We start from the raw sequence: 26,250 nt of genomic DNA on the forward strand, positions 1-26,250 counted from the left end.
CGCCCTCAGCCCTTCACCGCACCGGCGGTGAGCCCCTGGACGATATGGCGGCTGGCGAAGGCGAAGAGCACCATCGTGGGCAGGATGGTGAGGACCGCGGCCGCCGACATGGATCCCCAGTCGATGTTGAAGCTGGAGATGAAGCCGTTCAGGGCCGTGGGGACGGTCTTGTTGCTGTCGCTGTTCATCAGCGTCACCGACAGGAACAGCTCGTTCCAGCAGTTGACGAAGTTGAAGATGAACGCGGCCACGATCCCCGGACGCATCACCGGCAGGAGCACCCGGAACAGCGCCCCGAACCGGGACAGGCCGTCGATCATGGCGGCCTCCTCCAGCGCGTCCGGGATGTTCTCGAAGAAGCCGCGGAGCATCACCGTGCAGAAGGGGATGCACACGGCGACGTACACGAGGATGAGCCCGAGCCTGTTGTCGACCAGGTTGAGGTCGGTCATGAGCAGGTACAGCGGTCCCAGCGCGATGAAGGTCGGGATCATCTGGGTGACCAGCGCGGCCATCAGCAGGGCGGACTTGGTGCGGAACTCGAAACGGGCCAGCACATAGGCCGACAGCATCGAGATCGCGGTGGCCACCACGCCCGCCACGAACGCGACGATGAGGCTGTTGGTGAGGTAGACGCCGAAGTCGGCCTTGCCGAAGAGCCCGCTGTAGTTCTCCAGCGAGAAGTGCTCGGGCCAGTAGGCGATCGGGAAGGCGAAGATGTCGCCGGGCGCCTTCAGGGACGTGATGGTGATCCAGTAGAGCGGGAAGACGGTGAACACCAGCCACAGTCCGAGGAAGGTGAACTTGGTGGCCCGGCCCGCCGTGGACTCCTTGCCGATCACGACTTCACCTCTCGCTTCTCACGCGTGGCCAGGAGGAAGAAGACCGCGAACACCAGCAGCGTGGCGACGACGATGAGCCCGAGGGCCGACGCCCTGCCGTAGTCGCCCTGCTGAGTGATCTTGATCATCCAGGTGGTCACGATGTGCGTCTCGTTGTTCGGCCCGCCGCCGGTCATCCCGAAGATCAGGTCGGGGAAGTTGAAGATCCAGATGACGCGCAGCAGGACGGTCAGCGCGAGCGTGACCCGGATGTACGGAATGGTGATCTGGAAGAGGGTGCGCACCTTGCCCGCGCCGTCCAGTGCCGCCGCCTCGTACAGCTCCTCGGGGATGGACTGCAGCGCGGCCAGGATCATGATGGTGAAGAAGGTGACGCCGTACCAGATGTTGGCGACCACGACGGCGAACATGGCCGTCTGCGGGTCGGCCAGCCAGGCGACCGGCTCGTCGATCAGTCCGGCCTTCTGCAGCAGGTCGTTGACGACGCCGAACTCGCTGTTGAACATCCAGCGGAACAGGATGCCGATGAGGAAGCCGGAGATCGCCCAGGGGAAGAAGATGAGCGCCTGGTAGAGGCCCCGGAAGCGGAACCTCCTGCGCAGCCACAGCGCGAGGGCGAAGCCGATCACCAGCTGGGGCACGATCGAACCGAACACCCAGATCCCGGTGTTGCCCAGCACGGTGCCCCAGGCGGGGTCGGCGAATACGTCACGGAAGTTCTTCAGGCCCACCCAGGACGTGTCGGTCAGGTCCGTCAGCTTCCAGTTGCGGAAGGCCATCTGGCTGCCGGCGATCATCGGGTAGTACGTGAAGACCGCCACGAAGACCGCGGCCGGTGCCATGAAGGCGGCGATGAGGAAGCCGCGCCGGGCGGTGAACTCCGGCTTGCGGCGGCCTCGTTGGGCGCCGCGACCGGGCGGGGTGCCCCCTGTTCCGGAGGGCCCCGCCGACGCCGATTTCGTCGTTTCCGTCGTGTCGGACGCGGTCGGCATGGCTAGTTCTCCTGCTGCCGCTTCTCGGTCCAGTACGCGTCCCAGCCGTCCAGCAGCTTCTCGGGAGTCGTCTTGCCCAGCACCATCTTCTGGATGTCCGCGTCGGCCTTCTGCTGCCACTCCGCCCACCAGGCGACGCCGCGCGGCTGGCTGACGTTGAGGTAGGTGTCCGGGTTCTCCGTCATGGTGACGTAGCTGGACCAGGGGCCCGTCTTGTAGAAGGGGTCCTCGGTCGCCGACTTGAGGATCGGCACCAGGCTGTTCTTCTTGGTGAAGGCCGTCGACGCCTTGCCCTCGGAGAGGAACTCGACCAGCTTGACGGCCTCGGCCTTGTGCTTGCTGCCGTCCGCGATCCCCCAGCCGGCGGTGGCGAGCGGCTGTACGGTCTTGCCGCCGGGCCCAGCCACCAGCGGGGCGGTGTCCCACTGGTCCTTCGCGATCGACTTGGACTCCGAGACGGTGGCGATCACTTCCGGGTCCTGCAGCAGGAAGGCCGTGGAGCCGTTGGAGAAGCCCTCGACCATCTCCGGATAGCCCCAGGAGACCGACGACTTGGGGGACGCCTCCTTGAAGAGCTTGAGGTAGGTCTTCATCGCGTCGACCGCCTCGGGGGCGGCGAAGATCGTGCTGCCGTCCTTCACCTTGAAGCCGTCGGCGGGGTCGATCTTGTCGGCGACGTACGCCTCGATGACGGCGGTGGCGTTGCCGTTGGCGTTGACCCCGCCGCGGAAGGCGTATCCGTACCGGCGCTTGGCCGGATCGTGGATGGCGGAGGCCTGTTCGAGCAGTTCGTCCCAGGTGGCCGGGGGCTTGTCGAAGCCGGCCTCCTTGATCAGGTCGGTGCGGTAGAAGACGCTCAGGCCGTAGAAGCCGTACGGGACGAAGTACGTCTTGCCGTCGGCGGTCTCGGAGGCCTTGACGGCGTTCTCCGTCATCGCCTCCCAGCCCTTCCAGGGCTTGAGGTCCTTCTTCATGTCGTAGAGCCAGCCGTTGTTCGACCAGGGGCCCACGGTGGTGTCCCGTACTTCGAGGGTGTCCACGCCGCTGCCGGACTGGAGCATCTGCTGGATCTTCTGGTCCGCCTGCTCGGTGGGCGGCGAGATCAGATTGACCTTGATCTTGGAGTTCTGCTGTTCGAAGTCCGCTATGAGGCTCTTCAGCAGGTCCGTGCGGGCGGGGTTCGTCAGGCTCTCGACCATGTTGAGGGTGACGGTTCCGTCGGCTGCTCCACCGCTCATGGCGGAGCAGCCGGTCAGGACCATGGTGGCGGCTGTGCCGAGGGCGAGAGCTGCCGTCCTTCTACTCATCGTGCCGACCTCTTCCTTGGATACGGGCGCGCTGGCTGCGGCTTCGGGGCGGGGGGCCGTGGTGTCGGGGGCGGGGGCCGTGGTGTCAGGGGCCGTGGTGTCAGGGATCGCCGTGTCGGGGATCGCGGTTCGCGCCTCGACGCGCCGGGCTTTCAGTGGGCCGCGCGGGCCCATTCGCCGATGACGGGGACACAGTCCTCGGCGAAGTACTCGTAGTCGGCGGCGGTGTTGTAGACGTGTGCGGACATCCGCATGTAGCCGATGCCGTCGAAGCTGGTGAAGGCCGCCTCCACGCCCAGTTCGCGGGCTGCTCTGTCGCGCAGCGCGTCCGCCTCGATCCGGCTGCCGGCCAGTCCCTCGGGCAGCCGCACGAGCCGCATCCCGGGAACCGGCATGCCCACGTCGACGATGCCGGGGACGGCGCCGAGTCCGGCGAAGGCGGCTCCGACGAGGCGCTCGGCGTAGCCGGCCAGGTCGTCCATGTACCGGCGTGCGGTGTCCCAGCCCCAGGTGCCGTCGACGAAGTCCAGTGCTGTCGACGCGGCGAGATAGCCGGTGACGTCCACCGTGCCCTGCTGGTCGAAGCGGTCGGGGTAGGGATCGGGGGCGCCCCAGGAGTCGATCAGCGGATAGAGGTCCTCGCGCTGCGCGCCGCGTGCGACCAGCGCGGCGGTGCCGCGGGGCGCGCAGCCCCACTTGTGCAGGTTGCCGACCCAGAAGTCGCACGTCAGGCCGTCGAGGGGAGCCTCGATCAGACCGGGGGCGTGCGCGCCGTCCACGAGCAGGGGGATCGCGAGCCGCGCGGCCTCGGCGCCGATTCGCTCGACCGGCATCCGGCGGGCGGTCGCCGAGGTGATCTGGTCGACGACGATCAGATCCGTGGCGTCGTCGACCTCCGCCAGCACGGCCTCGTACGCCTGCTCCTCGTCCGCGTCCAGCGGCACGCGGGCGGTGCGGACCTCGCCGCCCCAGCGCCGGGCCAGCCGTTCGGCGCCCATGGTCACGGCTCCGTAGCCGTGGTCGGTGACGACGATCGCGCCGCCGCGACGGCGCGGGAGAGCGTTGAGTACGACGCTCACTCCGGCGCTCGCGTTGGGCACCAGGGCGAGGTCGTCGGGGGTGGCCCGCAGGAAGGCGGCGAGGTCGACCCGGGCGTCGGCGATCTTCTGCGGCAGCGCGGGGAACCACACCACCGGGGAGCGGTCCATCTCGGCCCTCAGTTCGTTCTGCCGCTCCTGCGCCACCAGCGGGACCGCCCCGAACGAGCCGTGGTTCAGGTGCTTCATGACGGGGTCCAGGGACCATGCCCGGGCGGCGGGCCGGCCGTCCGCCAGCAGCAGGGGACGCGGGGCGGTGGTGACCTCGGTCTCGCTCACATCACTCCACATCAGCCGAACCCGAGTGCCACCAGACATCAGAGGATGACGGCGACACGTATGATGACTCGGCATCCTGGCAGGCGTTTTCGGGCCTCGCAAGGGTCGTGCAGCGAAAGTCATCAGATGACTCCCGGCCGATACATCCGAGACATCAGATGACTGACTACAGTGCCCGAGGGCCTCGGTGGTGCCGCCGGCCCGTCAGGGGAGGAATCGGATGTCGGCAGTCGACAAGGCGTTCCACGGTCTGCGTCACATGATCGCGACGGGGCGCCTGGGCCCGGGGGACCGCATCCCGCCCGAGGCCGAGCTCGGCGAGGAACTGGGCGTCTCACGGGGTCCGCTGCGCGAGGCCGTACGGATGCTCGCGGCGCTCGGTGTGGTGGAACCGCGGCATGGTTCGGGCACGTACGTCTCCCAGCTCCGCCCCGAGGACGTCATCGGAAGTCTGTCTCTGACCCTTGAACTCCTGCCGCTGTCGGGCCTGTTGGAGGTCTACGAGATCCGGCGGGTGCTGGAGGCGCACGTGGCCGCCAAGGCCGCCGCGCGCCGTACCCCCGAGACGGTGAAGACGCTCTACTCGCTCATCGAGTCCATGGAGGCGACCGAGGACCCCACCGAGGCCTCGGAGCTCGACCACCGTTTCCACGCCGAGGTGGCGCGGGCCGCCGAGAACCCCACGCTCGCCTCCCTGCTCGCGGTCTTCCGCGCCCGCTCCCGCAAGTACCAGGTCTTCACCCTCCCCGAAGGCCCCGAGATGCGGCGCAAGAGCGACGCGGACCACCGGGTCCTCGCCACGGCGATCGCCGACCGCGACCCGGGCGCCGCCGCGGGCGCGGCCGAGGCCCACGTCGCCCAGACGGAACGGTGGCTGCGGGCCTTCATGCCACCGGTGGAGGAGACCGACGGCGGACCGGAGGACGCCCCGAGCTGACACCACCCGTTCTCGGAGCGCGGTCGGGCACGGTCATTCGTAGCGGAGTCATCCGTAGCTGGGTCATCTGCTGCGGAGTCATCCGTAGCGGGTGAGGAGTGCCTGGAGGTAGTCCTCCAGGCGGTGGGTGAGCGTCATGGGTGTGAGGTCGTGTCGGCCGAGTTCCCGCCAGGGCCCGGCGACCTTCTCCGCGTCCGGTGCGAAGCCCAGGGCATCCAGCAGACGCCAGTACAGGTGGGCTCCGGGATCCCCGTCGAGCACTCCCCCGGCTGCCAAGTAGTCCTCGGTCAGGCGCATTCCGGCGTCGGCGCCATGCAGCAGGGCGAGCGCGGTGGAGCAGTGGGCCACGTCCAGGTCGGCCGGGCCCCAGGACGTCTCCACCCAGTCCACGACCCCGGTGACCGCCAAGTCCGCGCCGTGGCCGGTGAAGAGGACATTGCCTGGATGAAAGTCGCGGTGCAGGAAACAGGCCCGGTATGGCGGAGGCGGACGGCGGATGACATCCACGACCCGTTGCCACAGCTCGGGCCGCAGCGTGCCTTCGGGCAACCGCACGCGACCGGCTGCCATCCAGGCCTGGTACGTACGCGGTCGTGTCCACGTCGGCACGAACAGCCCATGGATGTCGACGAGTTGCCGAGCCAGCAGCTCGGTCCTGCGGGGCACGTCCTCGTCGTCCAGCCTGACGCGTCCCGGCAGCCAGGACATCAGGAGCGAGGGGTGGTCACAGTGCTCTGCCTGTGCGTCCACACCGTGGAAGTCGGCGACCGGCACGGGTGTATCCGCGAGGAACCTCAGCATGTCCGCTTCGCGTGTGAGCAGCCCCTGCGCGTGCTTGACGAAGAAGGGCTTGACGAACGACCGCAGGACGAGCGACCGGGGCTCGCCCTGCCCTTCGATGTCGAGACGGCGCATCTGCGAGGTCCAGCCGCCGTGCAGCGGGACGACGGCCCTGATGCGATCGCCTTCACCCAGCGTCTTCTCCACCCAGGCACGGGTGTTGGACCAACCCTGATCGTCCACCCCGGCACCGATGACGTCCGGATGCTCGCCCGCGTCCACGGGGACAGCCTACTGATCACCGAGGAGCCCGGAACTCCATAGAATCGCGCGATGGTGACCTTCGAGATCGACGATGTGACGCCCGCTCCGGAGCCGCTGCCCACCCGGCCTCTCGGCGAACTGGTCGTGGACGCGCTCGCGGTCGGCGGGGACCCGAGCACCCCGGTCATCGAGCCCAATGGTGTGCATCCGCTGCTCGGGGCGGTGGGGCGTGCGTTCGCCGATCATCGTCGGCTCGTCCTGACTCCGGACGCGGTGTGGCTGACGATCGCGCAGGGCCTCGCCCAGCACATCCGTCTGCACGCCGAGGAACTGCGTCCGCGGCTGGTGCGTCACGCGGGCCGCAAGCGGCTCACCGTGACCGTCGACGGGCCGATGCCGCACGACCCCAACTCCTGGCAGGACGCTGTGGAGTTGTTCCACAAACTGCTCGCGGCGGAGATCGACGGCACCGGCACGGCCGCCGGCCTCTTCGAGTGCGACTTCTCCACGAGCACCGACGTCGAGCGGGTCGCGGGGCGCATTGTCATGCTCGACGCGTACGCCCCGTACTTCGCCGTGTGGATGACCTTCGTCTGTGGCATCCCGTCGATCACGTTGGCCGGAACTGTCGAGGACTGGCAGCGGATTCGCGCACGGCTGGACGTGGTCGCCGATCTGGGGGCGGAGACGTGGTGCCGGTCGCTCGTCCCGATGGCCGACCAGTTCGTGCGTGCCGCGGCAGGCGACGTGGACACCGCGTTCTGGCGCCGCATCTACAGTCCGGTCGACGCCTACGGCGGCGAGGTGGTCACCGGGTGGATCGCGCGGTTCTATCCGTACCTGACCCGCCATGGTGCCGTCACGAGGCCGAACCCACTGCTGGAGCTTCCGCTCGACGAACCGCGCGACCTGACCCTCGACGGCATGTTCTACCGGGGCCCTGGAGTGCGCAGCGATGACGTGCCGGCGACGCTGTCACGGCTGGTCGTCCACATCAACGACCGGGTGGGAGCCGACAATCGAGTGGTCGCCCTGCACGCCGGACTCGTGGCTGTCGGCCAGGACGACGACGGATCGCTGCGGCCGGTGGCGGGCTGGCATCTCGCGTCGGCGACGGTCGAGATGGATGACGTGATCGACCGGATCGTGCGTGACCATGCCACCACCCCCGCGCAGCCGCCGGACGGGCTCTGGTTCGAGGGCTGCGCGGACGTGGTGGCGCTCTACAGCCGCGTCGGCTCCGCGACACTGTTCGACGGCGCCTGGCGACTCCGGCCGATCGCCGACCGCCGCACGGTGTGGCGCGGTCACCGCGCCCACTCGATCGCCCTCGTCATCGACCTCGCGGACGGCCGGAGCCTCGGCGCGGTCGACAACTCCCGTACAGGGACGACCCATTGGGTCGTCTGCCGGATCGAGGAAGTGCCGTCCGACGGTTCGAACACGAACCGTCCGCGCTTCCGTCTCGTCGACGAGCCGAACGAGGTCCCGGTGTACGGCACTTCGCTCGCTCTCCTCCTCGACGCGGCCCTGGACTCGGGCGGTGACATCGCGCACCTGGAGACCGGCCGACTCGACGAACTGGACCGCGACATCGCCTGACCGAAGCGACCGGACAGGGCTCGGGAACCGGCGAGCGGCGTGCCGCCCCCCGAGCCACCCGCGCAAGCCACCCGGTCGGACCGCCCGGTCAGACCGCCGGTGTCAGGCGCTGTACTGGTGCGCCGGATACGTCAGATACCCCGCGTCGCCGCCCTGGTAGTAGGTCGCCTCGTCGACGGGCGCGACAGGCACGCCCGTGCGCAGGCGTTCCACCAGGTCGGGGTTGGCGATGAAGGCGCGGCCGAAGCTGATGAGGTCCGCGCCCAGACCGAGCCAGTGGTCGGCCTCGGACCGGCCGGTCTGCTTGGGGCCCATGGGCACGACCGGGTTCATGACGAGTGTGCCCGGCCAGACACGGCGGAGCTCCACGAGCACCTCTTCGTCCGCGGTCGCTTCGAGATGGACGTATGCCACCTCCAGCCGCGCCAACTCGCCGAGCAGGGCCGTGTAGAGCTCCGCGACCGCCGTCTCCCGCACGCCCCAGAAGGTTCCGCCCGGGGAGAGCCGGATGCCCGTGCGCGCCGCGCCGACCGCCTCGACGGTCGCGGACACCGCCTCGACGGCGAACCTGATCCGGTGAGCCACGGAGCCTCCGTACCGGTCCGTGCGCAGGTTGGCGTTGGACGAGAGGAACTGCGAGATCAGGTATCCGTTGGCTCCGTGCAGTTCCACCCCGTCGAATCCCGCGTCCACTGCCCGGCGTGCCGCGTCGGCGTAGGAGCGGGCGTGCTCCGGGACTTCCGAGGTGTCCAGCGCACGGGGTACGGGGGCCGGCTGGGGACCGGTCGGCGTGAACACGTCGCCGACGGCGGGCACGGCCGACGGGCCGACGGGCTGCGTGCCCGTGGTGTCGGGGTGCGAGACGCGCCCGCCGTGCATGAGCTGGGCGAAGATCCGTCCGCCGTTTGCGTGCACGGCGTCCGTCACCGGCTGCCACGAGGCCTGCTGCTCCTCGGTGTGCAGTCCGGGCGTTCCAGGGTTGGACTGCCCGATGAGACTCGGCTGGACGCCCTCGGTCACGATCAGCCCGGCGGTCGCGCGCTGGGCGTAGTAGGTCGCCATCGACGGTGTCGCCAGGCCACCGGCAGCGGCCCTCACCCGAGTCATGGGGGCCATCACGACGCGGTTGGGCAGGGTCAGTTCGCCGAGCTGATGGCGCTGGAACAGGCTCGTCACTTCAAGTCTCCTTCTCGATCCGTGTACCCGGGTCACGGGCACAGCGGCTACGCTAAAACCTGACATTGACGTCAGAGGCAAGGCCTGTGTCGTAGGTAACAGCGCGGGCAACAGCGGAGAGCGGGGAGAACGGCATGCGCATCGGAGAGCTCGCCGAACGGGCCGGCGTCAGTGTCCGGTCCCTGCGCTACTACGAGGAACAGGGCCTGCTCACCAGCACCCGCAGCACCAGCGGACAGCGGCACTACACGGACAACGAGGTCGAGCGGGTCACCTTCATCCAGCGGCTGTACGCGGCAGGCCTGTCCAGCCGCACCATCGGCGAACTGCTCCCCTGCGTCGACTCGCCCAGCGAGGAGAACTCGGACGCCGCTCTCGAACGCATGGGCCAGGAACGCGACCGGCTCACGGCACATATCGCGGAACTCGTCCAGACCCGCGACGCCCTGGACGGCCTGATGACCACGGCCCGCGCACACCGCGATCAGCTCCAGTCGGCCGCATCCGCCTGACACCGCCGCCCGCGCCCCGCCCCGCCCAGACGGTGACATGGGACAAAGCAGGGCGTCACCATGTACGCATGACGGACGAGACGATCGTGAACACGCATCAGGCCGAGGCCTGGAACGGCTATGAAGGCACCCACTGGGCCGACCACCAGACGCGCTACGACAATCTCAACGACGACGCCAACGAGCCTCTCCTGGCCGCCGCCCGCATCGAGGACACGGACGCGGTCCTCGACATCGGCTGCGGCAACGGACGCCTCACCCGTCTCGCCGCCGGCCGAGGAGCCCGTGCCCTCGGTGTCGATCTGTCCGTGCCGATGCTGGAGCGGGCCACGGCCAGCGCCGCCGAGGAGGGGCTCGACAACGTCTCCTTCGTGCAGGGCGACGCCCAGGTGCATCCCTTTCCCGAGGCGGGCTTCGACGTGGCGCTCAGCCGCTTCGGGGTGATGTTCTTCGCCGATCCGGTTGCCGCGTTCGCCAACATCGGAAGGTCTCTGCGGCCGGGCGGACGCCTCGCCTTCGTCTGTCCGCAGGCCTTCAGCCGCATGGAACAGTCCGTCATCTTCGCCGCCATCGCCGGGCATGTACCCCTGCCCGACCTGTCCCAGGACACGAAGACCGGCCCCGCCTCCTTCGCCGACCCCGAACGCACGACAGGCGTACTGCGCGACGCCGGCTTCGAGGGCGCCGGCGCCGAGGCGATCGAACGGACTCAACTGTGGGGCGCGGACGCCGAGGACGCCGCGAACTTCCTGTTCGGCTGGGGCCCGATGCGGCACTGGCTGCGGGACACCGACCCGCAGGCCACGGAGCGTGCCCGGCTCGCGGCCGTCGACGCCTTCCGGGCCTACGAGTCGGACACCGGCGTACGGCTGACTTCCCGCCTCTGGCTGGTGACCGCCACGTGGCCGGGGCGCGCGTAGACGAGCCGGTCGCGGGGCGGGAGCAGTGATGGGAAAGGGGGTATCGGCATGAACCGGCCGCTTCTCTACCTCGACGTGGACGGGCCGCTCAACCCCTACGCCGCCAAGCCGCACCGGCGGCCCGCGGGGTACGCCACGCATCGGATGAAGCCCGAGGGCTGGATCGCCCAGCACCCCGGTACGCCAAGGGCCCATGTGAAACCACTCCGGGTCTGGCTCAACCCCGAACACGGTTCGCGACTGCGGGAGTTGGGTGAGCGGTACGAGCTGGTGTGGGCGACCACCTGGGGCGCGGAGGCCAACACGTACATCGGGCCTGTCATCGGCCTTCCCCGGTTGCCGGTCGTGGACTGGCCCACGACACATGACATACGCCCGGACGGCACGTTCTGGAAGACCCGTCACCTCGTCGCACACGCCGAGGGCCGCCCGTTCGCCTGGGTCGACGACGACCTCGACGACACCGACCGCGCTTTCGTCGCCTCGCACCACGGGAGTCCGGCACTTCTCCATCATGTCGACGCGCGGGTCGGCCTGCTCGACACCGACTTCGCCGTCCTCGACTCCTTCGCCCGCGCGCTGTGACCCCTGGCGGGACCCGGTCCCGCCGTACAACCTCCGAGCGGCTCGGAAGTCTTCCTTTCCGGGGTGGAACATGGGGTCGGAACACCAAATCGCCTTCTTCCTACGGGAGTTGGCGGGACGGAATACGCAGCGCCGTGTGGCGGCGGCGAAGGGGCTGGGCAAGGTCGGCCGTCGCGAGCACGCCTGGGTGCTCGCCGAAACGGCCGGTGACCCGGTGCCCCAGGTGCGCGAGGCCGCTGCCATCGGCCTCGGTCGGCTGGGGGTGCCCGAGGCGGGCATGAAGGTGCTGCCGCTCCTGATGGACGACATGGACCCATGGGTACGCCGCAGGGCCTCGCTCGCCGCGATCCACCTCGAACTACGCGGCGACGGGATCGTACGGGCCTTCGCGGAACTGCTCAACGACCCGGAGTATCACGTCCGTATCAACGCTCTCGTCGGCCTGACGGCGTTGGGCGTACCCGGCGATGTCCCGGCGCTGGTGAGCCTGCTCGGCGATCCTGACGGGGCCGTGTGGGGACGCGCGCGGAGTCTGATCTACGAGCTGAGGGACGATCCGGCCGTGAAGGCCGAGCTGATCCGGACGGCCCGGGAGGGCGACGCCGCCGCGCGCATCGAGGCGCTCACACTGCTGCCGCGCCAGTGCACCGGGCGACTGCTCGACTCGCTGCTCGCGGGGCTGCGCGACCCGTCTCCCGACGTACGGACCGCGGTGGCGGGACGACTGTCCGACATGGAGACGCCGCAGGTTCGTGACGCCCTTGCCGCAGCTCTTGACGCCGAGCGGAGCCCGGCCGTGGCAGCGCGTCTGCTGGGCATGCTGGAACAGCCGGACGACCGGCAGCTGATCGGCCCGGCACGGCGATGGCTCCGCGACCCCGTGGCCGGTCCGGCGGCCGCTCGCGCGCTGGGCGAGGTGGACACCGGGACCGCCGTGGAACACCTGCGTGGCGTCATCGCCGACGCGGCGATCCCGGGACCGACGCGTGCCGCCGCCGCGAAAGCCATTGGCGAGTGCGGGAGATGGGACGCCGTGTGGCTGCTGCTCCCGCTGCTCGACGACCCGGACACGGACGTGCAGGCAGGTGCCGTCGACGGCTTGGGGGCAGCCGTCTACGGCGGACTGCGACTCTGGGAGCGTCGGCCCGTGGCCGACGCCCTGGTCGCTCGCCTCACGGCCGATCCCAGCACCGCCTGGCGGACGGGCTATGCACTGATCGGGCTGCCCGACGCCCTGCCGGACCTGCGCCGCCTGGCCGACAGCACTGAGGAGAGCGAGGTCCGGGCCGCGGTGCTCCGGCTGCTCGTCCCGGAAGACGTGGATGGCGCTGGTCACGGCGGTTCCGGCGGGCGCGGCGGTTACGGCGCCGAGGAGGACGTACGCCGATTGGTGCGGGGGCTCGACGACCCTCAGGAGCCGGTCCGGTACAGCGCCGCGCTCGGTCTGGAGCAGTGGCTCAAGGTCGGCTTCGCGCTGCCGCCGGACCGTGATGCGCTGTACGACCGGCTCATGGACCTTGCCTGGCACGACCCGTCCCCGCGGGTGCGGCAGACCGTGGCCGCCGTGCTCCAGGCTCTCGCCGATCCAGGTGGCCGGAACTGACTGCCACGGAAAACCACCTGACAGGTCGACGCGGGGGCGCTACTGTCGCTCGCGATGATGACTCATTCTGTTGACAGATCGGGGGTCCCGTCCGCGCAAGGTGAGTGCTGATGCTCACTGACACCGCGTACGAGGATCTCCGCCTTTCCTTCTGGCCGCGCGTGCGAGAGTTCGCCGTGCCGCCCTCCATGATCGAGACTGCCACCGTCCGTCGCCGTGCCGGGGACTGGGCAGGGGCGTGCGCCGCTGCGGGCGTCGACGTCGACCTCGATCTACGGTCCCTGGCTCGTACCCGAGGCCAGGACCTCGCCGCCCAAGTCCGCGCGGATCTCCGCCACTTGGCGCCCGACCTGTTGCGCTGGCACATGCCGAGGATCGCTCCCCACGGGTTGCTGCGCCCGGGGCTGACGATCGCTCTGACGCGGTACGACGCGGCGGAGCCTGACAGCCCGGGCACGCGTGACGGCCCGGGCACGGTGTGTCTGGTGGTCCGGACGGCGCCCGCCTGGGCGGATGCCGGCCAGCGCATCAGCCTCGCGCTGTGGGACGGATCCCACGCCGATGCCGGCACCCGCCGTCACCCGCACCCCCGTCCGAACCGGCGGTTCCGTCTCGATCTGCACCGGCATCTGTGGGACGCGCGCAGGAGCGACGAGCTGCGGGTCCGGTCGGGGGCCGATCGGCCGGCCGCCGAGGGCCTTCCCCCGGTGAACCCGGATGTGCCGGAGCCGTTGCCGGTGCCGGTGCCGTGGGATCCGCGTTGTGCCGTCGACCGGTGGGCCGCCGAGGCAGGGATACTGCTCCGCGCCGAGGGACGGTCCACCGGTACCGTCGCCGTGCGGGTGGGATCCGGGCAGCGGTTGCTGCTGGACCTGGTCGCGGACGGTGAGGGCCCGGGGCCGCCCGGGTTCAGCGTCTCGGTGGCGCCCACCAGAGGGGCCACCGCCGCGCTGCCGGTCCTGCCGGACGCTGCGACCTGGACGCTGCCCGACCTGGAACTGCTCCGCAGTGGTTCGATCGGAATCGATCAGCTGCACCCGCTGGTCGCTTCGGCGTTGGCACCGGACAAGTCCCCGAAGGGGCGCTCACGGGCCCCCGGGCGGGCGCTCTCCGTGCCGGGGCAGCCGCACCTCGTGGAGTGCCGGGGAGAACGGCACCGGATCGGTCTGGTCGACGGAGTCCTCTCCCCGCTCGACCACGACCCTGCCGAGATCCGTCGGGAAGAGCTCCTGGCCGAGCTGACCGGCACACCACTCCCCTGCCTCCAGACCATCGACACGGCCCATCGTCATCCGGACTGCCTCACCGGCGTCCGGGAACGCCTCCAACACGGAGACATCGCCGGAGCGCTGGCCGTCGTCGAGAGCCTGCTCGGCCCCGACGCACGGCTGCGCGACGGCGCGCTACGGGACGAACTGGAGGCGGCCGCGCGGCGGCGCATCCTCCACGGGCTCTTCCGGGCGGACCTCGTCGGCCCGGGACCCGGCCGCGTCCGCCCGAGTCTGCCTCGCCCTCCCGGCCACCGCTCCCATCCACGCCACACGACCGGCCGCTGATCCAGGGACGTCTTTCCCTGTCTTGCGCTCGCCCCTGTCCTCGGCTCGCCCCTGCCATTACTCGCCGCTCCACGAACCCTCAGGTGATCAAACATGCCCTCATACAGCCCGTTCGCCGCGCCCGACTCACCCTCCGACCCCACGCACATCTCCCAACTGGACGTCGCCGGCGACCTGTTGGCCCGTCTGCGTGACACCACCACGGAACCGCGCCCCGACATCCAACTGGAAGCCCTGACACTGGCCGTCGCCGCTGACCTGCCCGTCCTCCTGTGGGGCGAGCCGGGTATCGGCAAGACCGCGGCCCTGACACAGCTCGCCGCGTCCCTGGACCTTCCGCTGACCACCGTCATCGCCAGCGTGCACGAGCCGTCGGACTTCTCCGGGCTGCCCGTCATCGGCGACGATCCCGCGGAACAGGGCGTCCCGATGGCCCCGCCGGACTGGGCGGTCCGACTGGTACGGGCCGGCCGCGGGCTGCTGTTCCTGGACGAGTTGTCCACCGCGCCTCCTGCCGTGCAGGCCGCGCTGCTTCGCCTCGTACTCGAACGGCGCATCGGCGCCCTGCGGTTGCCGCCGGGCGTACGTATCGTGGCCGCCGCCAATCCACGGTCCTCGGCGGCCGACGGCTGGGAGTTGAGTCCGCCCCTGGCCAACCGGTTCGTCCATCTCCAGTGGACCCACGACCACGACGTGGTGGTGCGCGGACTCGGCGGGACATGGCCGCGGGCCACCCTGCCGCGGCTGGATCCGGAACGTCTGCCGGAGGCCGTGGACTTCGCCCGCCGTGCCGTCTGCGAACTCCTCTCCGCCCGCCCCGGACTCGTACACCGGCTGCCCAGCAACGAGACGCGCCGGGGCGGACCTTGGCCGTCACCCCGCAGCTGGGAGATGACCCTGTGCCTGATCGCCTTCGCGACCGCGGCGGGCTCCTCAAGGGAGGTGCTGTCCCTGCTGGTCCGGGGAACGGTGGGAGACGGCCCCGGTCTGGAGCTCCTTGCCGGCCTGGACCGCATGGACCTGCCGGACCCCGAACTGCTGCTCGGCGACCCGGAGTCCGCCGTCCTGCCCGAGCGGGGAGACCTGCGCCAGGCCGTGCTCGACGGTGTCGTGGCCGCCGTCCGCAAGCGTCCGGACAAGGCGCGCTGGGACGCCGCGTGGGCGCTTCTGGTGCGGGCGCTGGACACCGGAGCCCCGGACCTGGTGGTCGTCCCCGCGACCACACTCGCCTCGCTTCGGCAGCAGGACTGGGACGTTCCGGCATCGATCGAGCGGCTCGCCGGAGCGGTGTCCATCTCCCGGCGGGCGGACCGGGCGGCGGCCCGGGCCGCGGTCGCCACCGGGGCGAGCCGGTGACCCCGGAGCCGACGAGGGCGCTGGACCTCGACAAGCTCTTCGCCGCCCGGCTGCAGGCGGCCCGGGCCCGGCCCTACTTGGCCACGGCCTTGTTCGCCCTGCACACCGTGGAGTCGCGTTCGGTACCGACGATGGCCGTCGACCGGCACTGGCGTTGCTACGTCTCACCGGCGTTCGTGGATCGCACACCGGTGGAGGAACTGGCCGGTGTGTGGGTGCACGAGGTGTCGCACCTGCTGCGCGACCACCACGGACGCAGTGACAGGGTCGCGAAGGAACGCGGACTGACCGGCCCCGGGGAACGGCTGCGGATGAACATCGCCGCGGACTGCGAGATCAACGACGACGTGTACGGCGACGGGTTGGCCTGGCCCCAGGACGTCGTCGAGCCGGGCTCCCTGGGGCTGCCCGAGGGGCAGCTCATGGAGGACTACCTGCGGCAGTTCCGGCTCGGGCCGCGTACGCAGAGCCACTCCTGGCTGGACTGCGGCAGTGGGGCGGACGGTCTGGACAGGGAGTGGGAGCTGGGACCGAACGGAGCGCACGGCCTTAGCGCGCAGGAACGGGACGCGGTCCGGTTCCGGGTGGCGCAGGGCATCAAGGGCCGTCCGGGGAGCACGTCCAAGGCGTGGCAGCGGTGGGCCGAGGAGGCTTTCCAACCACCGCAGGCGTGGCGGGAGTTGCTGGGCGCGGCGATCCGTTCGGCGACCTCGGGCTCCGGCGCGGGCCAGGACTACAGCTACGGCCGTCCCTCACGCCGGTCGGCCGGGTTGCCGGGCGTGGTGCTCCCCAGTCTCCGGCGCAGGCCTCCCCGGGTCTCCGTGATCATCGACACCTCCGGCTCGGTCAGCGACACCGAACTGGGCAGTGCGCTCCGCGAGGTTGCCGCGATCTCCCGTGCCGTGGGCGGCCGCCGGGACCTCGTCTCCGTGCTGCCGTGCGACGCGTCCGCCGAGATCGTGCACCCGTTGTGCCGTGCCGAGGGTATTCCGCTGCTGGGCGGCGGGGGCACGGATCTGCGCACGGGCTTCGCCAAGGCGCTCCGTGCGCGGCCGCGGCCGGATGTGATCGTGGTCCTGACCGACGGTCAGACACCCTGGCCGAGCGCGCAGCCGTCCTGCCGGGCGGTGATCGGCCTGTTCCCCCGGCCGTACGACTCCGCGCCGTACTCGGGATCGTCGGACGAGGACGATCCCGAGTACGTCCCCGACACGCCGCCCGACTGGGCCCGCGTGGTGGAGATCGGCTCGGTTCCCGCCGTTCGGTAGTCCCCTCGGGCCAACTCGTGGACCGGGTTCGGGAGTTCATGTTCGTGGCCGGTTGACGTGATGTCCGGCTCGGCGGCCCGGCCGGACATCACGCCTGTGCGAAAGAACTGCGCGCCGACGCGAAAGACGGCATCCCACGGCCCTGCGAGAGTCGTCACCAGGCCGAACCCGGGACCGCCTCGGAGCGGACGGTTCGACAGCAGCCCTCTCCCACCACACCCCGGCCACCACACCCCGGCCGCCCGCCCGACGGGCTGGTTCCGGGCGAGCATCGAAGGATCCGCATGACCTCGACCCCGCAGGTACAGACCGTCCGCGGCCCCGTGGCGGTGGGTGACCTCGGCGCCGTACTGATGCACGAGCACGTCTTCGTTCTCAGCGAGGAACTCCGGCAGGCCCTTCCGGAGACCTGGGACGAGCAGGAGCACATCAGCGACGCCGTGACCCGGCTGAAGTCACTTGCCGCGACCGGTGTCACGACCATCGTCGACCCGACCGTCATCGGGCTCGGACGCGATGTCGCACGAGTCGCCCTGGTGAACCAGCAGGTCGACCTCAACATCGTGGCGGCAACCGGCCTCTACACGCTGGCCGACGTCCCCGACTTCTTCCGCTACCACGGGCCGGGCACGATGCTCGGCGGCCCCGAGGGAATGACCGACCTGTTCGTCCGCGAACTCACCGAGGGCATCGCGGACACGGGCATCAGGGCCGCGTTCCTGAAGTGCGCGATCGAGGGCGAACTCACCCCGGGCGTGGAGCGGGTGATGCGAGCGGTGGCGCAGGCCCATCTGCGGACCGGCGCCCCGATCACGGTGCACACCAGCGCGAGCGCCCGTACGGGCCTCGTCGCGCAGGACGTCCTGCGCAGTGAAGGCGTGGACCTCGGGGCGGTCGTCATCGGCCACAGCGGCGACACCGCCGACCTGGACTATCTGCACCGGCTCATCGACAACGGCTCGTACGTCGGAATGGACCGCTTCGGCCTGGACATCCTCCTGCCCGGCGACCAGCGGGTGGCGACCGTCGCGGCGCTCGCGCGCGAAGGGTTCGCCGAGAGGATGGTCCTGTCGCACGACGCGTCGTGCCACATCGACTGGTTCCCGCCCGGCGTACGGGAGCAGATCGCGCCGAACTGGCACTACACCCACCTGCACGACGAGGTGCTTCCGGCGCTGCGCCACGCCGGCGTCACCGAGGCTCAGCTCACCACCATGCTGGTGGACAATCCCCGCCGGTACTTCAGCCCGCCCAACGGCTAGCCACGTCTGGCCTCGCTGGGTGTCATGCCGAACTCCGCCCGGAACGCGGTGGCGAACGAGGCATGGCTGCCGAAGCCGCAGGAATGGGCGATCTCCGCGATCGAGTACGTGGCCCAACTCGCCCCGGCCAGACGGGTTCGGGCGACGTCCAGCCGTTCGCGGCGGATGAGGTCGCGTGCAGTGGTGTCGGCGGCCTGCAGCACCTGCTGGACATAGCGCGCGGACCAGCCCAGGGCCCGCGCGACGCCGACGACGTCCAGGTCCCGGTCGCAGGCATGCCGGCGGATGTAGCGCCGGACCGCGGCCTCCACCGTCGCTCGTTGCCCGGTGGGCGCCGAGTCGTTGCCGCCCTCCGCTGCCAGACACACCAGGTCCAGCAGCCGGTCGCACGCGATGTCGAAGGTCGGCTCGGAGAGTTGGTCGCGCTCCTCGTGCAGTGTGGTCGTCAACTGCTGGATGACTCGGCCCAGTCCGCGGGCACCGTCGAGTATGTGCGGCCCTTCGGCCGCGACAGGGCTGCGCCCGGCGACGTTCTGGCCGGGCATGAGGAAGGAGATCCCCACGAGATCGTCGCCGTGCGCGAAGGTCAGCGGGCGGTCGATGTCGCACAACACCATGCTGCCGGGGCCTATTTCACCGGAGGACGGTCCCTGTTCCACCCAGGCCGTCCCGGCGAGCGGCACGAGGAGTTCGTACGTGCCCCGGGGGTCGGACCGGATGTGCCGGGTGTCCCTGCTGACCACTTCCTCTCCGCCGGCGCACAGGGCGAGGCCGTAGGCCTTCGACCGCTGCCACTCCAAGCGTCCGGCCCACGGTGCGTGGCGATCCGGCACTTTGATGCGGCTCGCGCCGTGGAGGTCGGAGAAGACCTCGTCCCAGGCGCTCGCCGAGGAGACCGTGAGGTCTTGGCTCCAGGAAGGCACACCTCATCGTATGGGCCGGCCGAGGACCGCTCCACAGCTGTGATTCAGGTCACGTCGCCCGGATCGAACTCCTCGGCCGGTCCTGCGTCTTGTCTGCGCGCAGCCGAACGGCGTCGTACCGGGATCCGCCTCCGTGAGATCCCCTCGATCAAAGGATGGACATGTTTGACCGCGTTGCGGAATTGACGGTTCGGTGGCCCAGAGCTGTGCTTGTGGTGGCCTCCGTCCTCGTGGCTGCGATGAGCGTCGTGGGCGTGGGCGCCTTCGGGAAACTGGTGGGCGGCGGCTTCGACGACCCGGACTCGCAGTCCACACAGGCCAGTCGGGTCATCGACGAGAAGTTCGGCGGGGAAGCGAACCTGGTGCTGCTGGTCAGCAGTGGCACGCGGCGCGTCACCGACCCGGCGGTGGAGCAGGACGGCCGACAGCTGGTGGCCGATCTGCGCAAGGAGCCCGAGCTCGGCAACATCGTCTCCTACTGGGACACGCAGAGCGACTCGCTGCTCGCCCGTGACGGCCGTTCGGCCATGGTCCTCGCCCATGTGAAGGGCGACGAGTCGACGCGGAAAGAGCACGCGCACGACATCATCGACACCTACACGGGCCAGTACGAGGGCCTGACCGTCAAGGCCGGCGGCGGTACGGCGGTGGGCGCCGAACTGTCGGAGCAGGTTCTCAAGGACCTCCTCCTCGCGGAGATCATCGCGGTCCCCGTGACGCTGCTGCTGCTTCTCATCGTGTTCGGGGGTGTGGTCGCGGCTCTGCTGCCGCTCGCCATCGGCACGGTGGCGGTCGCCGGGACCTTCGCGGAACTCGCGCTCCTGGGCAGCGTCACCGACGTGTCGGTCTTCTCGATCAACCTCACCACCGCCCTCGGGCTCGGACTCGGCATCGACTACGCGCTGTTGATGATCAGCCGTTTCCGGGAGCAGCTCGCCCTGGGGACGAGCGTCGCCGACGCGGTTCGTACGACGGTGCACACCGCGGGACGTACGGTCGTGTTCTCGGCCGGCACGGTCGCGGTGGCGCTCACCGCGCTGCTGGTCTTCCCGCAGTACTTCCTCCGCTCGTTCGCCTACGCCGGCGTGGGTGTGGTCGTCATCGCGGCCGTCGGCACCCTCTTCGTGATGCCCGCCCTGCTCATGCTGTTGGGGCATCGCATCAACAGCGGCAGGCTCCCCTGGCCCAAGGCCGACCGTCATCGCCGGCGCGCACCCTTCTGGGGCCGGCTGGCCGGGACCGTGATGCGCCGGCCGGTGCTGACCAGCGTGCCGGTCCTCGCTGTGCTCCTGCTCGCCGCGGCCCCGCTCCTCGGCGTCACGTTCGGTACCCCCGACGAAAGGGTCCTTCCCGAGGACGCCGCGAGCCGGCAGGTGTCCACCGCGCTGCAGGAGGACTTCGAGGGCGACGACGAGGCGGCCATCCAGGTGGTGGCCGACGGATCCGTGAACTACGAGGCTGTCGACGCGTACGCGGGGAAGCTGTCGCTCCTGGACGGGGTCGTTCGCGTCGAGGCGGCGACAGGCACGTACGCACAGGGCAAGGCGCAGGCTCCAGGCCCGGCGAACGAGGCTCTGGAACGCCCCGACGCACAGCGGGTCACCGTCATCGGTACCGCTCCGCCCAAGTCGGACAGCGCGCAGTCCCTCGTCCGGGCGGTCCGGGACGTCGCGGCGCCCGCCGGTTCCAAGGAGGTCCTGGTCGGAGGCGGAGACGCGGAGCTGCTCGACACCAAGGAATCGATCGCGAGCCGGCTCCCCCTGGCCGGCGGCCTGGTCGCTGTCACCACCTTCATCCTCCTCTTCCTGTTCACCGGAAGCATCGTCCAGCCGCTCCGCGCGCTGGCGTTGAACATCATCAGCCTGGCGGCGGCGATCGGCGCGATGACCTGGATCTTCCAGGACGGCCATCTCAGCTCCGTACTGGGATTCACCGCCCAGCCGATGGACACATCCATGACCGTGCTGCTCTTCTGCATCGCCTTCGGTCTGTCCATGGACTACGAGGTGTTCGTCACCAGCCGGATCAAGGAGCTCCACGACGAGGGCGAAAGCACCAAGGACGCCGTCGTCCACGGCCTCGGACACACCGGGAAGATCGTCAGCGCCGCGGCCTGTCTCCTCGCGGTCGGATTCTTCGCGTTCGCCACGGCGAAGGTCAGCTTCATGCAGATGTTCGGCCTCGGCAGCGGCCTGGCCATCCTCATCGACGCCATCGCCGTACGCGGAGTACTCCTGCCTGCCGCCATGCGGCTGCTCGGCCGCTCGGCCTGGTATGCGCCGGGACCGCTTCGTAAGTTCCACCAACGTTTCGGAATCAGTGAGAACGGCCCCGCAAGCAGCCACGCCACCGCGGGAGTCGAACCAATGTCAATGAAGGAGTCCGCACGAAATGCGTAACCTTGTGAAGATCGGCGTTGCCGCCGGTGTCGGCGTCGTCCTGCTGACCGGCTGCCAGAGCGACGATTCCACCGACGACGCATCGAACGACAGGCCGTCGGCGCCGGCGACGAACGCGGCCGAGGAAGTCCCGAGCACGCCTGGAACGCCGAGCAGCACCGGCGCGAGTGGCGAGACGGGCAGCCTCGACGGCGGATGGCTCGGAGAATCCGATGTCGACAAGGTCGCGATGATCGTCCAGAAGAAGAAGGTCATGCTCGCCTTCCAGTCCGCGGACGGTCAGAAGCGGCAGGCGTGCGAAGGCCTTCTCCAGGAGAAGTCGATCCTCCTCAAATGCGTCGAGGACAACAAGGACCGGCTCAAGGGCACCGTCGAGATATCGAGCGGCGAGAAGATCGCGATTGCCTGGTCGTCAGGCAAGAAGGATCTCCTGACGAAGAGCGGTGACGGTCAGATGGACTTCTCGCAGTGGGGCCTTCCGTCGCCTCCGGCGGTCGGCTGAGACCTCGTTTCCCTCCCGCTTCGGCGTCGACGCTCCCCCCCCAGATTGGGGACGGATACCGCCGGAGCGGGAGGCGAGGCCCGCGGCGCCTTGTGTGACGGCGGGTTCACCCGTCCGCTCCCAGGCTGTCCTGAATACGGCTGGACGCGTCGGCCGTAGCTGTCCTGCCCCCTGTCCGCCGGCCCTCCTCTCGACGAACCTGACCGTGCCCGACCATTACGGGAGGCTTCATGGCACCCCTTTCACCGCCTGCCCCGAAAGGCGACCGGAATCGCACAGGCAATTCCGATGTGAACTCGGTCGGCCGCCTCGTCGGACGGTCGGCGGAGCTGGCGATCATCGACGGACTCTTCGGCACTGCCGTCGCAAAGGGTGCCGCGCTGATGCTGACCGGAGAGGCCGGGGTGGGCAAGAGCGCGCTGCTGGACGCCGCGGCACGGCGCGCTTCCGAATCCGGCTTCCGGGTGCTGCGTGTCGTCGGCTCCCAGTTCGAGGAAGGCGTCAGCTTCTCGGCTCTGAACCAGATACTGCAGCCGCTGGCCGGAGAGATCGCCGCGCTGCCCGCACGGCAGGCGGAAACGCTGCAAGTGGTCCGAGGCCTGTCCGAGGGGCGGCCGACCGAGCTGCTCGCCATCGCGAACGCCGTGCACATCCTGTTGTCCCGGGCTGCCGCCGAGGGCAGCCCTCTCGCTCTCGTCATCGATGACGTGGCGTGGGTGGACCGCCCCAGCGCCGCGGTTCTGAGCACGGTCGCCCGCTACATACGCACCGGCTCCATCGCCCTGCTGGGCGCGTCCCGGACCGGCGACGAGTCGTTCCTGAACAGCACCGGGATACCCACGTACGAGGTTCGGCCCCTGGATGACATATCGGCGAACGAGCTGGTGACCGACCGGTTCCCCGCCATGGCGGCCAGGGTCCGCAGGCGTCTTGTCGCGGAGGCCCGGGGAAACCCCCTGGCGCTGCTGGAGCTGCCCGTCTCGCTCAACGACGCACAGCGGTCGGAGCGAGGAACGCTGCCGACGGTGCTGCCGTTGACCGAGCGGCTCAAGCGGATCTTCTCCACGCGGGTGGGCGCGCTTCCGGACGCCACCCGGAAACTGCTCCTGCTCGCCGTCCTTGACGGCTCGGGCGAGCTGCACATCCTGCGGCAGGCCATGGGCGACCCCGACGGCCTGACGGAGCTGTCTCCTGCCGAGAGGAACGGACTCGTCCAGGTGGACACCCTGACGGGCCGTCTGGTCTTCCGGCATCCGCTCACCCGGTCCGCGGTCATGGATCTGTCGACCAGCGCCGAACGCCGGTGGGGACACCTGGCGCTCGCCGCTGAGCTCCCGGAAGGATCCGAACGCCGGGCCCGGCACCTCGCCGAGGCCGCCGTGGGCCCCGACGACCAGGTGGCCGCCCTCCTGCACCAGGTGGCCTACAGCACCCTGCACCGCGGTGACGCCGTCGGTGCCGTCACGACCCTGCTGCGCGCCTCGGAGCTGAGCAGCACGGGGACGGCCAAGGGGCGAAGGCTGGCCGAGGCGGCCTACCTGGGCGCCAACATCACCGGTGACCTCCGCAACGTACGCGCTCTGCTGGACCGTGCCGGCCGCGCCGATCCGGTCGGCGCGGACTCCCTGGCGGCCGCCGTCGCCGCGGCCAGCCAACTCCTCAACGGCGAGGGCGACGTGGACACCGCCCACCAGCTTCTCGTCGGTGCCGTCGACCACCACGGCCTGCCCGACGGGGCGGACGACACCGTCCTCCGCGAGGCGCTGCACACCCTGCTGGGGGTGTGCTTCTTCGGCGGGCGGCCGGACCTGTGGCGCGCCTTCGACCGTGCCGTCGCGCGATCCCGACCGTGCTCCTCGGATCCCCTGCTGACGGTGATGCGGGGCGCCTTCGGCGATCCGGCCCACGCGGCACTGTCCGTACTGGACGGTCTCGACGAACTCATCTCCGGCCTCCACCAGGAGACCGACCCCACGCGCATCATCCGGGCAGCCGTCTCCGCCACCTATGTCGACCGGCTGCCGGGCTGCCGCAGCGCGTTGCGGCGCGTCATCGACGACGGCCGGAACGGCGGTGCCATCACGTCGGCGATCGAGGCGCTGTTCCTCCTGGCGAACGACGCGTACACCAGCGGGCAGTGGGACGAACTCCGCAGGACCACGGACGAGGGTCTCGGGTGGTGCGCGACCTACAACTACCGCGTACTGGGATGCGCTGCCCAGTTCCTTCAGGGGCTGGTGGCCGCCGCACAGGGAGACAGCACCACCGCACGGCAGATCGCGGACCGCCTCATCTCCTGGGGGAACCCCCGGGGCCTGGGCATGCTCCGCTACTACGCCTCCCACATCCGGGCCCTGTCGGCGCTCGGCAGCGCGGACTTCGACGCCGCCTACCGCTTCCTCGGCGAAGTGGGCACCCCCGGAGAACTGCCGCCGCACATGCCGCATGCCCTGTGGCTCCTGCTGGACTTCACCGAGGCCGCCGCCCACTCCGGCCGCCACTCCGAAGCGGCCGCGCATGTCGCGGCGGTCAGGAAGACTGACATCCCGTCGATCTCGCCGCGGCTGGCCATGCTGACGGATGCCGCCGAGGCGATCGCCACCCCGGACTTCGTGGACCATGAACTCTTCGAAGCGGCCATCGCCACGCCCGGAGCCGAGCGATGGCCCTTCGACTGGGCCCGGATCTGTCTGGCGTACGGCGAAAGGCTGCGCCGGGCCAAAGCGGGCGTCGAGGCCCGCGTGCACCTGGAAGCGGCGCTCAGCACGTTCGAACGCCTGGGAGCAGCCCCCTGGATCGCGCGGGCGGGCAACGAGCTGCGGGCGAGCGGAATCCCCATCAGGACGGTCATTCCCGGGGCGGCCCCGCCCTCTCAACTGACCCCGCAGGAACGGCAGGTGGCCCAACTGGCCGCCACCGGACTGACCAACAAGCAGATTGCCGCGCGGCTCTTCCTGTCTCCTCGAACCGTGGCCGCCCATCTGCGCAGTGTCTTCCGGAAGTTGAACGTCACCTCGCGCGCCGGACTGCGCGACGCTCTGACCGGCCTGTCCCGGTCGTCTTCACCACCTGCGCTTGAGGACAGCACGCCTTCGGCTCCGTGATGGCTCACCGCGGACGGCCCGCCTGTGATGGAGAACAGGCGGGCCGTCGCTCAGTGGTGACTGTCGATCAGCGCGTGCCGCGGTCGGCCCGCTCGATGAGCTTGGTGACCGCCTCCGGGTGGCTGATCATGACCGAGTGGGAGGCACCCCGGACCTCGACGGTGCCACGGGCCTGGGCACGCTGGTACTCGAAGCGCTGCAGTGCCGGCGGAATGGCCTTGTCCGAGGTCGCGACCAGCCCCCAGGAGGGAATGGTGCGCCAGGCGGCGGCCTGGGTGACATCGGTCAGGGAGGACGCGCTGAACGGCCTCTGGGCGGCGTGCATGACGTTGGTGACCGACGCCGGAAGGTCTCCGGCGAAGGCGCTGCGGAACTTGTCGGCCTTGAGGTAGAGGTCCGACCCCGTGCTGCCGTCCGGGTTCGGGAACGGCACGGGGTTGACCGCGTCGGGGATCTCGCTGCCCGGGTACTTGCCGAGGAGCTCGCCCACCTGCTCGCCCTTGTCGGGCACGAACGCGGCAACGTAGACAAGGGCCTTGACGTTGGGGTTGCCGGCCGCGGCGTTGGTGATCACCGCGCCGCCGTAGGAGTGGCCGGCCAGGATGACCGGCCCCTTGACGGACTTGAGGACGCTCGCGAGGTAGGGCGCGTCGGTCGGCAGCCCTCTCAGCGGGTTGGCGGGGGCGACGACCGGATAGCCCTCCTTCTGGAGCTGCTTGATCACGTCGTTCCAGCTCGCGGACGCGTCGGCGAAGCCGCCGTGCACGAGCACGACCGTCGGCTTGGCAGTGTCCTTCGGGGTGGACGTCGGCGCCGCTGACGCCGTCGTTGCCAGGAGGACAGCCGCTACGGCGCCCGCGGTGCCCGCAGCGACTATTCCTCGACGTACGACCTTCTTGCGCATGTTCTTGGTTCTCTGCTTTCTGCTGACGTTTCTGGTGGCACGAAATCCTGTCGGGATTCGTGAGAACTCACGCTCGTTGC

21 protein-coding genes are annotated in these 26,250 nt (G+C 70.0%); 13 read left to right on the forward strand and 8 right to left on the reverse strand.

Annotation, left to right across the window (positions count from 1 at the left end; translation table 11 throughout):
* Positions 1-5: 5 nt before the first annotated feature.
* From ACFWXQ_RS00090 to ACFWXQ_RS00105, 4 genes are all read right to left on the reverse strand, one after another.
* Entirely contained in the window at positions 6-842 is an 837-nt protein-coding gene (locus ACFWXQ_RS00090) for a carbohydrate ABC transporter permease (RefSeq protein WP_362070756.1), read from the reverse strand.
* Complete coding sequence (locus ACFWXQ_RS00095) at positions 839-1,834, reverse strand: carbohydrate ABC transporter permease (protein ID WP_383943469.1); 996 nt, start codon at positions 1,832-1,834, stop codon at positions 839-841. Before ACFWXQ_RS00095 ends, ACFWXQ_RS00090 begins: the two co-directional genes overlap by 4 nt.
* A 2-nt stretch (positions 1,835-1,836) precedes the next feature.
* Entirely contained in the window at positions 1,837-3,141 is a 1,305-nt protein-coding gene (locus tag ACFWXQ_RS00100; RefSeq protein WP_383943465.1) for an ABC transporter substrate-binding protein, read from the reverse strand.
* Between the two features lie 152 nt (positions 3,142-3,293).
* Positions 3,294-4,517: an aminotransferase class V-fold PLP-dependent enzyme gene (locus ACFWXQ_RS00105; protein WP_383943462.1), complete on the reverse strand. Its 1,224-nt coding sequence runs from the start codon at positions 4,515-4,517 to the stop codon at positions 3,294-3,296.
* Between the two features lie 220 nt (positions 4,518-4,737).
* On the opposite strand from ACFWXQ_RS00105, the gene ACFWXQ_RS00110 reads away from it, so the two are divergent.
* Positions 4,738-5,454, forward strand: coding sequence for a FadR/GntR family transcriptional regulator (locus ACFWXQ_RS00110; RefSeq protein WP_055611957.1), 717 nt, complete (start codon positions 4,738-4,740; stop codon positions 5,452-5,454).
* 78 nt (positions 5,455-5,532) lie between these two features.
* On the opposite strand, the gene ACFWXQ_RS00115 is transcribed toward ACFWXQ_RS00110, so the two are convergent.
* Positions 5,533-6,516 carry a phosphotransferase family protein gene (locus ACFWXQ_RS00115; protein WP_383943456.1) on the reverse strand — a complete coding sequence of 328 codons (984 nt, stop codon included), beginning with the start codon at positions 6,514-6,516 and terminating at the stop codon, positions 5,533-5,535.
* A 51-nt stretch (positions 6,517-6,567) separates the two neighbouring features.
* Between ACFWXQ_RS00115 and ACFWXQ_RS00120 the strand changes: the two genes are divergently transcribed.
* A complete protein-coding gene (locus ACFWXQ_RS00120; protein WP_383943453.1) occupies positions 6,568-8,100 on the forward strand; it encodes a DUF4419 domain-containing protein in 1,533 nt (510 codons plus the stop codon).
* Between the two features lie 102 nt (positions 8,101-8,202).
* Here the strand turns inward: ACFWXQ_RS00120 and ACFWXQ_RS00125 are convergent, their stop codons facing one another.
* Positions 8,203-9,276, reverse strand: a complete 1,074-nt coding sequence (locus tag ACFWXQ_RS00125) for an alkene reductase (RefSeq protein ID WP_383943451.1) — start codon at positions 9,274-9,276, stop codon at positions 8,203-8,205.
* A gap of 134 nt (positions 9,277-9,410) precedes the next feature.
* Between ACFWXQ_RS00125 and ACFWXQ_RS00130 the strand changes: the two genes are divergently transcribed.
* The 8 genes from ACFWXQ_RS00130 (at position 9,411) to ACFWXQ_RS00165 (ending at position 18,338) form a co-directional block, all read left to right on the forward strand.
* On the forward strand, positions 9,411-9,788 hold the full coding sequence (locus ACFWXQ_RS00130; protein ID WP_383943448.1) for a MerR family transcriptional regulator: 378 nt from the start codon (positions 9,411-9,413) through the stop codon (positions 9,786-9,788).
* Positions 9,789-9,856: 68 nt separating this feature from the next.
* Entirely contained in the window at positions 9,857-10,708 is an 852-nt protein-coding gene (locus ACFWXQ_RS00135; protein WP_383943445.1) for a class I SAM-dependent methyltransferase, read from the forward strand.
* A gap of 48 nt (positions 10,709-10,756) precedes the next feature.
* On the forward strand, positions 10,757-11,293 hold the full coding sequence (locus ACFWXQ_RS00140; protein ID WP_383943442.1) for a hypothetical protein: 537 nt from the start codon (positions 10,757-10,759) through the stop codon (positions 11,291-11,293).
* Between the two features lie 70 nt (positions 11,294-11,363).
* Positions 11,364-12,896: a HEAT repeat domain-containing protein gene (locus tag ACFWXQ_RS00145; RefSeq protein ID WP_386267167.1), complete on the forward strand. Its 1,533-nt coding sequence runs from the start codon at positions 11,364-11,366 to the stop codon at positions 12,894-12,896.
* Between the two features lie 110 nt (positions 12,897-13,006).
* Complete coding sequence (locus ACFWXQ_RS00150) at positions 13,007-14,452, forward strand: hypothetical protein (protein WP_383943436.1); 1,446 nt, start codon at positions 13,007-13,009, stop codon at positions 14,450-14,452.
* A gap of 93 nt (positions 14,453-14,545) precedes the next feature.
* Positions 14,546-15,808 (forward strand): AAA family ATPase, encoded by a 1,263-nt coding sequence (locus ACFWXQ_RS00155; protein ID WP_383943433.1) that lies wholly within the window; start codon positions 14,546-14,548, stop codon positions 15,806-15,808.
* A complete protein-coding gene (locus tag ACFWXQ_RS00160; RefSeq protein ID WP_383943430.1) occupies positions 15,805-17,076 on the forward strand; it encodes a VWA-like domain-containing protein in 1,272 nt (423 codons plus the stop codon). The genes ACFWXQ_RS00155 and ACFWXQ_RS00160 overlap by 4 nt, the downstream gene beginning before the upstream one ends.
* Positions 17,077-17,360: 284 nt before the next feature.
* Positions 17,361-18,338 carry a phosphotriesterase gene (locus ACFWXQ_RS00165; RefSeq protein WP_383943427.1) on the forward strand — a complete coding sequence of 326 codons (978 nt, stop codon included), beginning with the start codon at positions 17,361-17,363 and terminating at the stop codon, positions 18,336-18,338.
* On the opposite strand, the gene ACFWXQ_RS00170 is transcribed toward ACFWXQ_RS00165, so the two are convergent.
* Complete coding sequence (locus tag ACFWXQ_RS00170) at positions 18,335-19,261, reverse strand: AraC family transcriptional regulator (RefSeq protein ID WP_383943424.1); 927 nt, start codon at positions 19,259-19,261, stop codon at positions 18,335-18,337. The two genes, ACFWXQ_RS00165 and ACFWXQ_RS00170, sit on opposite strands and share 4 nt — an antisense overlap.
* 161 nt (positions 19,262-19,422) lie before the next feature.
* On the opposite strand from ACFWXQ_RS00170, the gene ACFWXQ_RS00175 reads away from it, so the two are divergent.
* The 3 genes from ACFWXQ_RS00175 to ACFWXQ_RS00185 all read left to right on the forward strand — a co-directional run bounded on the left by ACFWXQ_RS00175 (position 19,423) and on the right by ACFWXQ_RS00185 (position 25,266).
* Positions 19,423-21,660 carry an MMPL family transporter gene (locus ACFWXQ_RS00175; protein WP_386267170.1) on the forward strand — a complete coding sequence of 746 codons (2,238 nt, stop codon included), beginning with the start codon at positions 19,423-19,425 and terminating at the stop codon, positions 21,658-21,660.
* Positions 21,653-22,162 carry a hypothetical protein gene (locus ACFWXQ_RS00180; protein WP_383957329.1) on the forward strand — a complete coding sequence of 170 codons (510 nt, stop codon included), beginning with the start codon at positions 21,653-21,655 and terminating at the stop codon, positions 22,160-22,162. The genes ACFWXQ_RS00175 and ACFWXQ_RS00180 overlap by 8 nt, the downstream gene beginning before the upstream one ends.
* A 290-nt stretch (positions 22,163-22,452) precedes the next feature.
* The gene (locus ACFWXQ_RS00185) at positions 22,453-25,266 is read left to right on the forward strand and encodes an ATP-binding protein (RefSeq protein ID WP_386267172.1); all 2,814 of its coding nucleotides are present in this window, start codon (positions 22,453-22,455) and stop codon (positions 25,264-25,266) included.
* A gap of 67 nt (positions 25,267-25,333) precedes the next feature.
* On the opposite strand, the gene ACFWXQ_RS00190 is transcribed toward ACFWXQ_RS00185, so the two are convergent.
* A complete protein-coding gene (locus ACFWXQ_RS00190; protein ID WP_383953923.1) occupies positions 25,334-26,170 on the reverse strand; it encodes an alpha/beta fold hydrolase in 837 nt (278 codons plus the stop codon).
* Positions 26,171-26,250 lie beyond the last annotated feature (80 nt).

The sequence above is a fragment of the Streptomyces sp. NPDC058697 genome (assembly GCF_042715345.1).
Lineage (GTDB): Bacteria > Actinomycetota > Actinomycetes > Streptomycetales > Streptomycetaceae > Streptomyces > Streptomyces liliifuscus.

Excerpts from the sequence above, each read along its gene's own strand:
- ACFWXQ_RS00145 (WP_386267167.1), top strand. The coding sequence starts at position 11,364 with ATGGGGTCGGAACACCAAATCGCCTTCTTCCTACGGGAGTTGGCGGGA.
- ACFWXQ_RS00140 (WP_383943442.1), top strand. The coding sequence starts at position 10,757 with ATGAACCGGCCGCTTCTCTACCTCGACGTGGACGGGCCGCTCAACCCC.
- ACFWXQ_RS00180 (WP_383957329.1), top strand. The coding sequence starts at position 21,653 with ATGCGTAACCTTGTGAAGATCGGCGTTGCCGCCGGTGTCGGCGTCGTC.
- ACFWXQ_RS00110 (WP_055611957.1), top strand. The coding sequence starts at position 4,738 with ATGTCGGCAGTCGACAAGGCGTTCCACGGTCTGCGTCACATGATCGCG.
- ACFWXQ_RS00175 (WP_386267170.1), top strand. The coding sequence starts at position 19,423 with ATGTTTGACCGCGTTGCGGAATTGACGGTTCGGTGGCCCAGAGCTGTG.
- ACFWXQ_RS00130 (WP_383943448.1), top strand. The coding sequence starts at position 9,411 with ATGCGCATCGGAGAGCTCGCCGAACGGGCCGGCGTCAGTGTCCGGTCC.
- ACFWXQ_RS00120 (WP_383943453.1), top strand. The coding sequence starts at position 6,568 with ATGGTGACCTTCGAGATCGACGATGTGACGCCCGCTCCGGAGCCGCTG.
- ACFWXQ_RS00165 (WP_383943427.1), top strand. The coding sequence starts at position 17,361 with ATGACCTCGACCCCGCAGGTACAGACCGTCCGCGGCCCCGTGGCGGTG.
- ACFWXQ_RS00155 (WP_383943433.1), top strand. The coding sequence starts at position 14,546 with ATGCCCTCATACAGCCCGTTCGCCGCGCCCGACTCACCCTCCGACCCC.
- ACFWXQ_RS00150 (WP_383943436.1), top strand. The coding sequence starts at position 13,007 with ATGCTCACTGACACCGCGTACGAGGATCTCCGCCTTTCCTTCTGGCCG.
- ACFWXQ_RS00100 (WP_383943465.1), bottom strand. The coding sequence starts at position 3,141 with ATGAGTAGAAGGACGGCAGCTCTCGCCCTCGGCACAGCCGCCACCATG.
- ACFWXQ_RS00190 (WP_383953923.1), bottom strand. The coding sequence starts at position 26,170 with ATGCGCAAGAAGGTCGTACGTCGAGGAATAGTCGCTGCGGGCACCGCG.
- ACFWXQ_RS00135 (WP_383943445.1), top strand. The coding sequence starts at position 9,857 with ATGACGGACGAGACGATCGTGAACACGCATCAGGCCGAGGCCTGGAAC.
- ACFWXQ_RS00095 (WP_383943469.1), bottom strand. The coding sequence starts at position 1,834 with ATGCCGACCGCGTCCGACACGACGGAAACGACGAAATCGGCGTCGGCG.